14 protein-coding genes are annotated in these 13,021 nt (G+C 60.0%); all 14 read left to right on the top strand.

Annotated features, from left to right (window positions below; genetic code table 11):
* Nucleotides 1-8: 8 nt before the first annotated feature.
* The 14 genes from FEZ21_RS18310 (at nucleotide 9) to fliA (ending at nucleotide 12,870) form a co-directional block, all read left to right on the top strand.
* Entirely contained in the window at nucleotides 9-1,286 is a 1,278-nt protein-coding gene (locus FEZ21_RS18310) for a flagellar hook-length control protein FliK (RefSeq protein ID WP_160628091.1), read from the top strand.
* 185 nt (nucleotides 1,287-1,471) lie between these two features.
* Nucleotides 1,472-1,963 (top strand): flagellar basal body-associated protein FliL, encoded by a 492-nt coding sequence (gene fliL, locus FEZ21_RS18305; RefSeq protein WP_003441871.1) that lies wholly within the window; start codon nucleotides 1,472-1,474, stop codon nucleotides 1,961-1,963.
* Between the two features lie 9 nt (nucleotides 1,964-1,972).
* Nucleotides 1,973-2,941, top strand: a complete 969-nt coding sequence (gene fliM, locus FEZ21_RS18300) for a flagellar motor switch protein FliM (protein ID WP_003441872.1) — start codon at nucleotides 1,973-1,975, stop codon at nucleotides 2,939-2,941.
* A 58-nt stretch (nucleotides 2,942-2,999) separates the two neighbouring features.
* Entirely contained in the window at nucleotides 3,000-3,464 is a 465-nt protein-coding gene (fliN, locus tag FEZ21_RS18295) for a flagellar motor switch protein FliN (protein WP_003441873.1), read from the top strand.
* Nucleotides 3,465-3,905 (top strand): flagellar biosynthetic protein FliO, encoded by a 441-nt coding sequence (gene fliO, locus FEZ21_RS18290; protein ID WP_003441874.1) that lies wholly within the window; start codon nucleotides 3,465-3,467, stop codon nucleotides 3,903-3,905.
* The gene (fliP, locus tag FEZ21_RS18285) at nucleotides 3,905-4,648 is read left to right on the top strand and encodes a flagellar type III secretion system pore protein FliP (RefSeq protein ID WP_003441875.1); all 744 of its coding nucleotides are present in this window, start codon (nucleotides 3,905-3,907) and stop codon (nucleotides 4,646-4,648) included. The genes fliO and fliP overlap by 1 nt, the downstream gene beginning before the upstream one ends.
* A 24-nt stretch (nucleotides 4,649-4,672) precedes the next feature.
* Complete coding sequence (gene fliQ / locus FEZ21_RS18280; RefSeq protein ID WP_003441876.1) at nucleotides 4,673-4,942, top strand: flagellar biosynthesis protein FliQ; 270 nt, start codon at nucleotides 4,673-4,675, stop codon at nucleotides 4,940-4,942.
* The gene (fliR, locus tag FEZ21_RS18275) at nucleotides 4,943-5,725 is read left to right on the top strand and encodes a flagellar biosynthetic protein FliR (RefSeq protein ID WP_003441877.1); all 783 of its coding nucleotides are present in this window, start codon (nucleotides 4,943-4,945) and stop codon (nucleotides 5,723-5,725) included. It abuts the gene before it with no gap.
* A 2-nt stretch (nucleotides 5,726-5,727) separates the two neighbouring features.
* Nucleotides 5,728-6,864 carry a flagellar biosynthesis protein FlhB gene (flhB, locus tag FEZ21_RS18270; RefSeq protein ID WP_003441878.1) on the top strand — a complete coding sequence of 379 codons (1,137 nt, stop codon included), beginning with the start codon at nucleotides 5,728-5,730 and terminating at the stop codon, nucleotides 6,862-6,864.
* 72 nt (nucleotides 6,865-6,936) lie between these two features.
* On the top strand, nucleotides 6,937-7,506 hold the full coding sequence (locus FEZ21_RS18265) for a hypothetical protein (protein WP_010656434.1): 570 nt from the start codon (nucleotides 6,937-6,939) through the stop codon (nucleotides 7,504-7,506).
* A gap of 219 nt (nucleotides 7,507-7,725) precedes the next feature.
* A complete protein-coding gene (gene flhA / locus FEZ21_RS18260; protein WP_003441880.1) occupies nucleotides 7,726-9,855 on the top strand; it encodes a flagellar biosynthesis protein FlhA in 2,130 nt (709 codons plus the stop codon).
* Nucleotides 9,856-9,866: 11 nt separating this feature from the next.
* Nucleotides 9,867-11,180, top strand: coding sequence for a flagellar biosynthesis protein FlhF (flhF, locus tag FEZ21_RS18255; protein WP_003441881.1), 1,314 nt, complete (start codon nucleotides 9,867-9,869; stop codon nucleotides 11,178-11,180).
* A gap of 119 nt (nucleotides 11,181-11,299) precedes the next feature.
* The gene (fleN, locus tag FEZ21_RS18250) at nucleotides 11,300-12,130 is read left to right on the top strand and encodes a flagellar synthesis regulator FleN (RefSeq protein ID WP_003441882.1); all 831 of its coding nucleotides are present in this window, start codon (nucleotides 11,300-11,302) and stop codon (nucleotides 12,128-12,130) included.
* The gene (gene fliA / locus FEZ21_RS18245) at nucleotides 12,127-12,870 is read left to right on the top strand and encodes an RNA polymerase sigma factor FliA (RefSeq protein ID WP_232286857.1); all 744 of its coding nucleotides are present in this window, start codon (nucleotides 12,127-12,129) and stop codon (nucleotides 12,868-12,870) included. Before fleN ends, fliA begins: the two co-directional genes overlap by 4 nt.
* The last annotated feature ends 151 nt before the right edge of the window (nucleotides 12,871-13,021 follow it).

Genomic DNA, 13,021 nt, shown 5'->3' with positions numbered 1-13,021 from the left:
ACCTGTTAATGCCCCTTGCCGCCAATCCCTTTCTTCAGACCTCCGGTACTGCTGCGTCCAAAACGCCTGCGGTCAAAACTCCCCTGTCTGGCACCGAGCCCGCTAAATCCGGAGCTGAACCCTTTTCCAGGGTGTATGCGAAAGCGTCTGAAACCAAGCCCTTGAGTCATGTGCGGGAACCCTCTGCGGGAGCGCTCGCCAGGCGTAATCAGGGCAGCGACCAGGCGTCTGAAAGACCGCCGGCGGTTGCCGATAGCGGCAAGACCTTGCCTGCTGGCAAGACCAAAGACACCGGCAGCGCAAATCAGCAAGATGCCGCTGACGGGGTACGCGACGAGGCAACTGTGCCGGTGCCGGTGCAGGCAGTGGTAGCGCCGCCTGCGGCTGAAGCTGCAGTGCCGGTAGAGCCGGCGCAGCCCGAGGTGCAAGCCGCGCAACTGGCCGCTGCGGCGCAAGCACAGCTGCAGCCGCCACCGGTGGAGGATGACAGTTTCGATCCTGAGGCCGACCCCCTGGACGATATGCCTGCGGTGCGCCTGGCCATGGAGCAGGGCGGGCATGTCTCGGCCGGTAGCCAGACGCCGGGGAAAAATGCGGCACTGGAGAATTCCCCGGCCACTGTTCAGGGGCAAACCGCTGCGGTTGCCATGCTGATCGACCCGAAAGCCGACGGTTCAGCGTCCGGCGAGGGGGGGGAGGAAGTATTCAAGGGGCTGCTCGATGATGGCCTCAAAGACCTGAAGAGCGCGTCCAGCGATACCCGGGTGGATGACTTCGCCAGTCGCCTGGCTGCACTCACCCAGGCGGCGGTACCCAAAACCGCCAATGCATTGCCGGTCAACCAGCCTTTGGCCATGCATCAGAGCGGCTGGACCGAAGAGGTGGTCAATCGTGTGATGTACCTGTCCAGCGCCAACCTGAAATCGGCAGATATCCAGTTGCAGCCGGCGGAGTTGGGGCGGCTGGATATCCGGGTCAACATCGCCCCCGACCAGAGCGCGCAGGTCAACTTCGTCAGTGCCCACGCCGGGGTGCGCGAGGCGCTGGACAACCAGATGCACCGCTTGCGTGAAATGTTCGCCCAGCAGGGCATGGGGCAGGTCGACGTCAACGTGTCGGACCAGTCGCGCAACTGGCAGGGGCAGGGCCAGGAGCAGCAGGCGCAGAACCCCTCAGGTGGTCACCGGCTTGAAGGTGCCGGCGAAGATGAGCCGGCAATCGCGACCACCGGCAGCGTAGCGCCGAGCGTGGTTATCGGCTCCAGCGCGGTGGATTACTACGCCTGAGCCACAGCCTCGCTCCCCCTCTAGGCGCGAGCTTGCTCGCGGGGTTTTTCAATGTGCAGGCGAGCAGGCTCACGCCTGCACAGGTGTGCTCTTACAGTGTTCTGCCACATCCCGACACTTCTGGCATAACACTTGCTCTGCCTACCCAAGCATCTGTGAAAACCGAAAAGCGACGGATTATTGGCATGGCGACGAGCGACGTAGTGAAGGACCCTGCCGAGAAAGGCAAATTGAAGCTGATCATCCTGGTCGCAGTGGCAGTGTTGCTGGCGATCGGCCTGTCTGTGGGTGCCACCTGGTATTTCCTGAGCGGCCCCAAGAGCGAGTCCGCACCTGTGGTTGACGCAAACATCAAGCTCCCGGCGATTTATGAACCCATGGCGCCGGCCTTCGTGGTCAATTTCAACGCCAATGGCCGCCAGCGCTATATGCAAGTGAGCATGACCTTGCAGGCGCGCGACCAGAATGACCTTAACGCCCTCAAGGTGCATATGCCAGTGATCCGCAACAATCTGGTGATGCTGTTCTCCGGGCAAACCTTCGATGACCTGGCGACGCCGGTGGGGCAGGAAATACTTCGTCAGAAAGCTACTGCCAGCGTTCAGGAAGTGGCGCAAAAAGAACTCGGAAAAGTGGTTGTCGATCAGGTGCTCTTTACTAACTTTGTATTGCAGTAGGATCACGACATGGCCGTGCAAGACCTGCTGTCCCAGGATGAAATCGACGCGCTGTTGCATGGTGTCGATGATGGCCTGGTACAGGCCGAAGCAGCTGCCGAACCCGGCAGTGTCAAAAGTTACGACCTGACCAGTCAGGACCGGATTGTCCGGGGCCGCATGCCGACCCTGGAAATGATCAACGAGCGTTTCGCCCGTTACACCCGCATCAGCATGTTCAACATGCTGCGCCGCTCTGCGGACGTCGCGGTGGGCGGGGTACAGGTCATGAAATTCGGTGAATACGTGCACTCGCTGTACGTGCCCACCAGTCTCAACCTGGTCAAGATCAAGCCGTTGCGCGGCACTGCGCTGTTTATCCTCGATGCCAAGCTGGTGTTCAAGCTGGTGGACAACTTCTTCGGCGGTGACGGCCGTCACGCCAAGATCGAAGGCCGTGAATTCACCCCCACCGAACTGCGGGTGGTGCGCATGGTGCTGGAGCAGGCCTTCATCGATTTGAAGGAGGCCTGGCAGGCGATCATGGAAGTCAATTTCGAGTACATCAACTCGGAAGTGAACCCGGCAATGGCCAATATCGTCGGCCCCAGCGAAGCGATCGTGGTGTCAACCTTTCACATCGAGCTCGATGGCGGTGGCGGAGACCTGCACGTCACCATGCCGTACTCGATGATCGAGCCGGTACGCGAGATGCTCGATGCCGGTTTTCAGTCCGACCTCGACGATCAGGACGAACGCTGGAGCAAGGCTTTGCGCGAGGACGTGCTGGATGTCAGCGTGCCACTGAGCGCCACCGTGGCCCGCCGGCAATTGCGTCTGCGGGACATTTTGCACATGCAGCCGGGTGATGTGATTCCCGTCGAACTACAAGACGAACTGGTGATGCGCGCCAACGGCGTGCCTGCGTTCAAGGTCAAACTGGGCTCGCACAAAGGCAATCTGGCCTTGCAAGTGATCGAGCCCATCGGACGGCGCTAGGCGTCGGTCCACCCCAAATTGCTGTGTTAATGATTGACTGCTCGCCGAGGACTCCCCGATGGCTACCGAACACGATACAAGTGCTGCAGACCAGGCCCTGGCTGATGAATGGGCTGCGGCCCTGGAAGAAACCGGCGACGTCGGGCAGGCGGATATCGACGCCTTGCTGGCGGCCGATGCAGCCACCAAGCCGGCCTCCAGCCGCTTGCCGATGGAAGAGTTCGGCAGCGTGCCGCGCAATAACGAACCAGTCACCCTGGATGGTCCCAACCTGGATGTGATTCTGGATATTCCGGTTTCCATCTCCATGGAAGTGGGCAGCACCGACATCAACATCCGCAACCTGTTGCAACTTAATCAGGGTTCGGTCATCGAGCTTGATCGTCTGGCCGGCGAGCCGCTGGACGTGCTGGTCAACGGCACCCTGATTGCCCATGGTGAAGTGGTGGTGGTCAACGAAAAGTTCGGCATCCGCCTGACTGACGTGATCAGTCCAAGCGAACGCATCAAGAAGCTGCGTTAAGTGAAGCGGCTTCTCGGCGGTTTACTGGCTTTACCCCTGAGCGTGCTGGCGGCCGAGCCGCTGGCCAGCGCCACCCCTGTTGCTGCACCTGTGATCGGCAGTGGCATCGGCGGGCAGCTGACACAGCTGGTGCTGGGTTTGTTGCTGGTGCTGGGGCTGATCTTTGCCCTGGCCTGGCTACTGCGCCGGGTACAGCAAACCGGGTCGCGACAGGGGCAGGTGATTGAGTTGATCAGTTCACGGGCCCTGGGTGCCCGCGACCGGCTGGTGCTGGTGCAAGTGGGCGAGGAGCAGATTCTGCTTGGCCTGACGCCCGGGCGTATCACCCCCTTGCACGTGCTCAAGGAGCCGGTGCAGGTGCCGGGTACCACGCAGTCGGCGACCCCCGAGTTTGCCAAACGATTGATGGAAGTATTGGGTCAGCAAAAGGACAAGCCGTAATGCGTTTAGTCGTCGCGCTGTTGTTGACGTTGCTCGCACCAGTAGCGTTCGGGGCCGATCCGCTGTCGATTCCGGCGATCACCCTGGGCACCGGGGCCAACGGCCAGCAAGAGTACTCGGTCAGCCTGCAAATTTTGCTGATCATGACCGCGCTGAGCTTTATTCCGGCGTTCGTCATGCTGATGACCAGCTTCACGCGGATCATCATTGTGTTTTCGATCCTGCGCCAGGCCCTGGGGTTGCAGCAAACGCCGTCGAACCAGATTCTCACCGGCATGGCGCTGTTCCTCACCATGTTCATCATGGCGCCGGTATTCGACAAGGTGAACCAGGACGCCTTGCAGCCTTACCTGGCAGAAAAACTCTCGGCCCAGGACGCCATTCTCAAGGCGCAAGTGCCGCTCAAGGACTTCATGCTGGCGCAAACCCGCACCAGCGACCTTGAACTGTTCATGCGCCTGTCCAAGCGCACCGACATCGCCACTCCGGATGCCGCGCCCCTGACCATTCTGGTGCCGGCCTTCGTCACCTCGGAGCTGAAAACCGCATTCCAGATCGGCTTCATGATCTTCATCCCGTTTTTGATCATCGACCTGGTGGTGGCCAGTGTGCTGATGGCCATGGGCATGATGATGCTCTCACCGCTGATCATTTCGTTGCCGTTCAAAATCATGCTGTTCGTGCTGGTGGATGGCTGGGCGTTGATTATCGGCACCCTGGCCAGCAGTTTCGGCGGAGTTTGACCCCATGAGCGGGAGTAATGCGCAATGACCCCAGAAGTCGCGGTTGACCTGTTTCGCAGCGCGCTGTGGCTGACCACGGTGATGGTCGCGGTGCTGGTCGTGCCCAGTTTGCTGGTCGGGCTGTTGGTGGCCATGTTTCAGGCGGCTACCCAGATCAACGAGCAGACCCTGAGCTTCCTTCCGCGGTTGCTGGTGATGCTGGTCACCCTGATCGTTGCCGGGCCCTGGCTGGTGCAGACCTTTATGGAATACATCCTGCAGTTGTACGGCAGCATTCCGCAGTTGATCGGCTAAATGTCGCTGCTCGCTTTGACGGACGCGCAGATCAGCACCTGGGTCGCCAGCTTCATGCTGCCGCTGTTCCGGGTGGGCGCGTTGCTGACCACCATGCCGATCATCGGCACGACCCTGGTGCCCAAGCGCATCAAGCTGTTTCTGTCGCTGGCCATCACCCTGGCAATCCTGCCCAGCCTGCCGCCGCTGCCGGCCGTCAACCCGCTGGACCTCAGTGGCCTGATGCTGATTGCCGAGCAAATCATCATCGGCGCATTGCTGGGCTTCTCGCTGCAACTGTTTTTCCAGGCGTTCGTGGTGGCCGGGCAAATTGTCGCAATCCAGATGGGCATGGGCTTCGCGTCCATGGTCGACCCGGCCAACGGGGTCAACGTGGCGGTCATCGGGCAGTTCTTCACCATGCTCGTGACTTTGTTGTTTCTGTCCATGAACGGCCATCTGGTGGTCTTCGAGGTGCTCACCGAGAGCTTCACTACCTTGCCGGTGGGCGGTGGCTTGTTGACCAATCACTACTGGGAAATCGCCAACAAGCTGGGCTGGGTGCTGGGTGCCGCATTGTTGCTGGTGCTGCCGGCCATTACTGCATTGCTGGTGGTCAACATCGCCTTTGGTGTGATGACCCGGGCGGCGCCGCAACTCAATATCTTCTCGATCGGTTTTCCGCTGACTCTGGTGCTGGGCATGGTGATCCTGTGGATCGGCCTGGCGGATATTCTCAATCAGTATCAACCGCTGGCCTCCGAGGCCTTGCAGTTTTTACGTGAGCTGGCACAGGCGCGATAGCCATGGCAGAAAGCGAGAGCGGTGCCGATAAAACAGAAGACCCCACGGAGAAACGAAAAAAAGACTCCAGGGAAAAGGGCGAGATCGCACGCTCCAAAGAGCTGAATACCCTGGCCATCATGCTGGCGGGTTCTATCGGACTGCTGATTTTTGGCGGCGCGCTGGCGCGGGACATGATGGATCTGATGCGCTACAACTTCAGCATCAGTCGCGAAACCCTGCTCAATCCCGATTCCATGGGCCTTTTTTTGCTGCACTCGGGCAAGGTTGCGCTGATTGCCGTGCAGCCGGTTCTGGTGACCTTGCTGATTGCTGCCCTGGTCGGGCCCATTGCCCTGGGCGGCTGGCTGTTCGCTGCCGGCAGCCTGGCGCCCAAGTTCAGCCGCATGAACCCCGCTGCTGGGATCAAGCGCATGTTCTCGGCCAAGGCGCTGGTGGAACTGCTGAAGGCGCTGGCCAAATTCTTCATCATCCTGATCGTGGCCTTGCTGGTGTTGCAGTCCGACATCGACGACCTGCTGCGAATCGCCCATGAGCCTTTGGAACTGGCGGTAATCCACAGTGTGCAAGTGGTTGCCTGGAGTGCGCTGTGGATGGCCTGCGGGTTGATCCTGATTGCGGCGGTGGACGTTCCGGTGCAGCTGTGGGAAAGCCACAAAAAACTGCTCATGACCAAGCAGGAAGTGCGTGATGAGCACAAGGATCAGGAAGGTCGGCCCGAGGTCAAACAGCGGATTCGCCAACTGCAACGGGAAATGAGCCAGCGGCGCATGATGAGTGCCATTCCCGACGCCGACGTGATTATCACCAACCCGACGCACTACGCCGTGGCGTTGAAATACGATCCGGAGAAGGGCGCGGCGCCCATGCTGCTGGCCAAGGGCAGCGATTTTCTGGCACTCAAGATTCGCGAGATTGGTGCCAAGCATAATATTTTGCTGCTGGAGTCTCCGGCCCTGGCGCGCTCGATCTACCACTCCACGGAGCTGGATCAGGAGATTCCTGCCGGGTTGTATCTGGCCGTGGCCCAGGTTCTGGCCTATGTGTACCAGATACGCCAGTATCAGGCGGGCCGGGGCAAGCGCCCGGATCCGCTCAAGGACTTGCCGATTCCGGCGGATTTACGGCGTGATCAGTAGAGGCTTGCCCCAAACCTGCTTAACTTGGAATGCGATGTCTTTTTAGTTCGCGCGCAGGCAATGGAGAGTGCTATGCCGATTGAGTTAACCCTTATTCCTGAAAGTTCGATCAGAACCTATGCGCTAAGTGATTCGAGTGACATTGCTCACGTCGATCTCGAAGGGTTGTTTCCGAAATTCCCTGCTCTGGACGGCACCTTTGCCATTTTCTGGCTGGAACAATTGCAGGGGCGGCATATTGTCGGCTTCAGTACCGAGGGCTCGAACTTGCTGGCGGTGATCTCGTTGCCCACCGTGCCCCACGGCCTGGGCCGGGAGCAGTACTACGCCGGGATCATGGAGCGCTGCTACAAAGAGCGGGACTCCATCATGTCTTTTCTGCGCAAGTCGTTGAGTTTCGAAGGCATCAATGGCCGCTGCGTGCGCAGTTTCATCCTCTACAAGCTGATACGCCAGTTGCAGCTGGACAGCGTGCCGGTGTGGGAAGAGCGCCCGCACATCGGCGATGGGCGCTGTGGTGCGATTTTGATCGGTGGTCGCGGATCTGAGCGCTACGAGCCCAATCGCAAGCTGGATGTGGTATTCCGCTCCAGCAGCAGCGCGTGTCTGGTGATCGACCTTGGGGAGTGGCGCTGGAACTGAGTACCGGCGCCCCGTTTGACCCTAGGAGCGAGCTTTTCAATCTGCAGACAAACAGCTCGCGAGCAAGCTCGCTCCTGCAGGGTTATGTATATATGGCTGCCGCCCGGCAGCTCTGAAATATAGACATGGCCATTTGCCAAAGTTGGAAGGCTTCTTGCACAGGCAGGCTTTACGGCGCATATGGCGTCAAAAGTTTGCTAAAGGTTTGTCGCAATGTCATTGGATCGCTCTCAGTTAATCAACACCGCACGCAACGGTCTGGCCGGTTTGGGGCATGGACAGTTGGGCGTGCCGTTGTTATTGCTGGTGATGCTGGCAATGATGATGCTGCCAATCCCGGCCTTTCTGCTGGACGTGTTTTTCACCTTCAATATCGCGCTGTCGATTGTGGTATTGCTGGTCTGTGTCTATGCCCTGCGGCCGCTGGATTTTGCCGTATTCCCCACCATTTTGCTGGTCGCCACGTTAATGCGTCTGGCGCTCAACGTGGCTTCGACCCGGGTGGTCATGCTTCACGGCCAGGAAGGCCACGGGGCCGCCGGCAAGGTGATTCAGGCCTTCGGTGAAGTGGTGATCGGCGGTAACTACGTAGTCGGTATCGTGGTGTTCGCGATTTTGATGATCATCAACTTCGTGGTGGTGACCAAGGGTGCCGGACGTATTTCCGAGGTGAGCGCCCGTTTCACCCTCGACGCCATGCCCGGCAAGCAAATGGCAATTGACGCCGATCTCAATGCCGGTCTTATCGATCAGCCCCAGGCCAAGCAGCGCCGTCAGGAAGTTGCCCAGGAGGCAGAGTTCTACGGCTCGATGGACGGCGCCAGCAAGTTCGTGCGCGGTGATGCCATCGCCGGCTTGCTGATTCTGTTCATCAACCTGATCGGTGGCATGGCCGTCGGTATTTTCCAGCACGGCATGACGTTTGGCGAGGCCGGCAAGGTCTACGCCTTGCTCACCATCGGTGACGGTTTGGTGGCGCAGTTGCCTTCGCTGTTGCTGTCCACCGCTGCCGCGATCATGGTGACCCGCGCGTCCGGCTCCGAAGACATGGGCAAGCAGATCAATCGCCAGATGTTTGCCTCGCCCAAGGCGCTGGCGGTGTCGGCCGGTTTGATGGCGGTCATGGGGATCGTGCCGGGCATGCCGCACTTCTCCTTCCTGAGTCTGGCCGCCGTTGCGGGTGGCGTGGCCTATCTGATGTGGAAAAAGCAGAATGTGGTCAAGGTCCAGGCCCTGCAAGAGGTGCAGCGTCAGCAAGAGTTGCTGCCATCGCCGGCCCGTGCCCAGGAGAGCAAAGAGCTGGGCTGGGATGACGTAACGCCCATCGACATGATCGGGCTGGAAGTCGGCTATCGCCTGATCCCGCTGGTGGACCGCAATCAGGGCGGCCAGCTGCTGGCACGGATCAAGGGCGTGCGCAAAAAACTGTCCCAGGATCTGGGCTTTCTGATGCCCACCGTGCATATCCGCGACAACCTCGATCTGGCCCCCAGCGCCTATCGCCTGACCTTGATGGGGGTGATTCTGGCCGAGGCCGAGATCTACCCCGATCGCGAACTGGCGATCAACCCGGGGCAGGTGTTCGGCACACTTAACGGTATTACCACCAAAGATCCGGCCTTCGGTCTGGAAGCCGTGTGGATCGAGATCAGTCAGCGCAGTCAGGCGCAATCGCTGGGCTATACCGTAGTGGATGCCAGCACTGTAGTTGCGACCCACTTGAACCAGATTCTGTACAAGCACTCCCATGAACTGATCGGTCATGAAGAAGTGCAGCAGTTGATGCAGCTGCTGGCCAAGGCCTCGCCCAAATTGGCCGAAGAGCTGGTGCCGGGGGTGTTGAGCCTGTCGCAGTTGCTGAAGGTGTTGCAGGCCTTGTTGGCAGAACAGGTACCGGTACGCGACATTCGAAGCATTGCCGAAGCCGTCGCGAACAATGCCCATAAGAGTCAAGATACTGCCGCGCTGGTTGCTGCGGTCCGGGTCGGACTGTCCCGCGCAATCGTGCAAAGCATTGTAGGCGTTGACTCCGAGCTGCCTGTGATCACCTTGGAACCAAGGTTGGAACAAATATTGCTCAATAGTTTGCAAAAGGCCGGACAAGGCCAGGAAGAGGGCGTGTTGCTGGAGCCAAGCATGGCGGAAAAACTCCAGCGCTCGCTGATCGACGCCGCCCAGCGTCAGGAGATGCAAGGCAACCCGGTGATCTTGCTGGTGGCAGGCCCGGTACGTGCAATGCTTTCGCGGTTTGGACGCCTGGCGGTGCCTAACCTGCATGTGCTCTCGTACCAGGAAATTCCTGATAACAAGCAAGTCACGATTGTTGCGACAGTAGGCCCTAACGGCTGAGGGTTTGATTTATGCAAGTGAAGCGATTTTTCGCCGCCGACATGCGTCAGGCCATGAAGCTGATTCGTGATGAATTGGGGGCCGACGCCGCCATTATCGGTAACCGCCGGATCGCCGGTGGGGTGGAGTTGACTGCCGCCCTGGACTACAAACTGTCGGCGCTGGCACCGCGGGTACCGAATATGGAACTGGAAGAAGAGCTGCGCAAAACCCAGTCCAGCATTGTTTCGGCCCGGGCCGAACTGAGTTTGCGCGGGGATGGCGATGCCGATGTCAGCCGCCAGTTGTTTGCCGGTCTGCCGCTGACCGCCGCCGAGCCGTTGACCGAGCCGGCGCCGCAGGAACCGGCGCGTCCTGCTCCTGTGGCCGCGCCGTCGATGGACCAGCGCGCCTTTGACAACATGCGCTCGGAACTCAATGTGCTGCGCGAACTGCTCGAAGTGCAGTTGGGCTCGCTGGCCTGGAACCAGTTGCAGGCCGCCAAGCCTGCACAAGCCAATTTGTGGCGCCGTTTACAGCGCATTGGCTTGTCCGGGCCGCTGTCGCGGGATCTGCTGGCGCAAGTGGCTGGAATTGAAGAACCGCGTCAGGCGTGGCGGATGTTGCTGGCCCACCTGGCGCGGATGATCGCGACCCCGGAGCTTGAACCCCTGGAAGAGGGCGGTGTGATTGCCATGGTGGGGCCTGCGGGCATGGGCAAAACCACTACCCTGGCCAAGCTGGCAGCGCGTTACGTCCTCAAGTACGGCGCGCAAAATATTGCCCTGGTGAGCATGGACAGCTTTCGTATCGGCGCCCAGGAACAACTGAAGACCCTGGGCCGAATTCTCAATGTACCCGTGACCCACGTTGCGCCTGGCCAGTCGTTGGGCCAGACCCTTGAGCCGCTGGTACGCAAGCGCGTGGTGCTGGTGGATACCGCCGGCCTGCAGGCCAGCGATCCGGCACTGCGCCTGCAGCTTGAAAGTCTTGCGGGGCGCGGGATCAAGGCACGCAACTATCTGGTACTGGCGACCACCAGTCAGAAACAGGTGTTGACGGCGGCTTACCTCAGTTACAAACGATGCGGGCTGGCCGGTTGCATTCTGACCAAGCTGGATGAAACCGCGAGTCTGGGGGAGGTGCTGAGCCTGGCGATCCAGCACGGGCTGCCGGTGGCTTACCTCACGGATGGTCCGCGGATCCCCGATGATCTTCACTTGCCCCGTCGTCACCAGTTGGTGAGCCGGGCCGTGAGTGTGCAAATGCAGGAAGAACCCAGTGAAGAGGCCATGGCCGACATGTTCGCTGATATCTATCAAAGCCCTCCCAAACAGGTCGGCTGAGGTACTCAAGGTTACGTAGCAATGTACCTACATCGATGGTCTGCAAGGTGTTGTGCCAGTGGGGCACGTGCAGCCAACCTTTGTAGCCGCGTCTAAGAAAGACAAGGTAAAAAATGATCATGGGCAGCATGCATCCCGTACAGGTGATCGCAGTGACCGGCGGCAAGGGTGGCGTCGGTAAAACTAACGTGTCAGTCAACTTGTCTATCGCGCTTGCCGAAATGGGCAGACGCGTCATGTTGATGGATGCCGACCTGGGCCTGGCAAACGTCGATGTGCTGCTCGGGCTGACCCCCAAGTACACCCTGGCCGATGTGGTCGAGGGTCGTTGCGAGCTGCGCGACGTACTGCTCCAGGGCCCTGGCGGGATCAGGATCGTACCGGCGGCGTCGGGCACCCAGAGCATGGTCAACCTGAGCCCGGCCCAGCATGCCGGTTTGATCCAGGCCTTCAGTGACTTGGGCGATAACCTCGACGTGCTGGTGATCGATACCGCAGCCGGGATCGGCGACTCAGTGGTGAGTTTTGTGCGCGCCGCCCAGGAAGTCCTGCTGGTGGTGTGTGACGAACCGACTTCGATCACCGATGCCTACGCGCTGATCAAGCTGCTGAATCGCGATTTCGGGATGAACCGGTTCCGGGTGCTGGCCAACATGGCCCAGAGCCCGCAGGAAGGGCGCAATCTGTTCGCCAAACTGACCAAGGTTACCGACCGTTTTCTGGATGTCGCCCTGCAATACGTGGGCGCCGTGCCCTACGACGAGAGTGTGCGCAAGGCGGTGCAAAAACAGCGCGCCGTGTACGAGGCATTTCCGCGTTCCAAGTGCTCCCTGGCGTTCAAGGCCATCGCCCAGAAAGTTGACACCTGGCCGCTGCCGGCCAATCCCCGGGGGCATCTGGAGTTCTTTGTCGAGCGCCTGGTGCAACAGGCAGGCGGAGGGCGTCCCTGATGACCGCCAGCGGCTATCGCATGTACAGCAAAGCGTCGCGTGACAGCCAGTATGAGCTGATCGAACGCTACGCACCGTTGGTCAAGCGTATCGCCTATCACCTGTTGGCGCGTTTGCCCGCCAGCGTGCAGGTGGACGACCTGATCCAGGCCGGGATGATCGGCCTGCTCGAAGTGTCGACCAAATACGACGCGACCAAGGGCGCGAGTTTCGAGACCTACGCTGGTATCCGCATTCGTGGTGCGATGCTCGATGAAGTGCGCAAGGGCGACTGGGCGCCGCGCTCGGTGCACCGCAATACCCGCATGGTCAGTGACGCAATTCGGGTAATTGAAGCAAAAACCGGTTGTGACGCTAAAGATCACGAGGTTGCGGCCGAACTCCAGTTAAGCCTTGATGATTATTACGCCATTTTGAATGACACCCTGGGCAGCCGCCTGTTCAGTTTCGACGACCTGTTGCAGGACGGCGAGCACGAAGGGTTGCATGAGGATGGTGCCAGTGCTCACCCGGAACCCTCGCGGGACCTGGAAGATGAACGCTTCCAGACAGCACTGGCCGACGCGATCAGCCTGTTGCCGGAGCGTGAGCGACTGGTCCTGGCGCTGTATTACGACGAAGAACTGAACCTCAAGGAAATCGGCGAGGTGCTGGGGGTCAGCGAATCCCGTGTCAGCCAGCTGCACAGCCAGTGCGCCGCCCGACTGCGGGCACGCCTGGGGCAGTGGCGGGCGAACTGAAAACAGCGGGCAATCGCTGATTCATTGTGGGAGCGGGCTTGCCCGCGATGGGCGCGACGCGGTGGATCAGTTAACCGGCGTTGCCTGCATCGCGTCAGGCCCGCTCCCACAGTTGATTTATGGCGTGTGCGAAATCGAATTGATTGAATGG

Source organism: Pseudomonas sp. 9.1(2019) (assembly GCF_009910445.1).
Taxonomy (GTDB): Bacteria; Pseudomonadota; Gammaproteobacteria; order Pseudomonadales; family Pseudomonadaceae; genus Aquipseudomonas; species Aquipseudomonas paraversuta.
The sequence above is the reverse complement of the archived record's forward strand: the minus strand, read 5'-3'. Positions and strand labels throughout refer to the sequence as shown.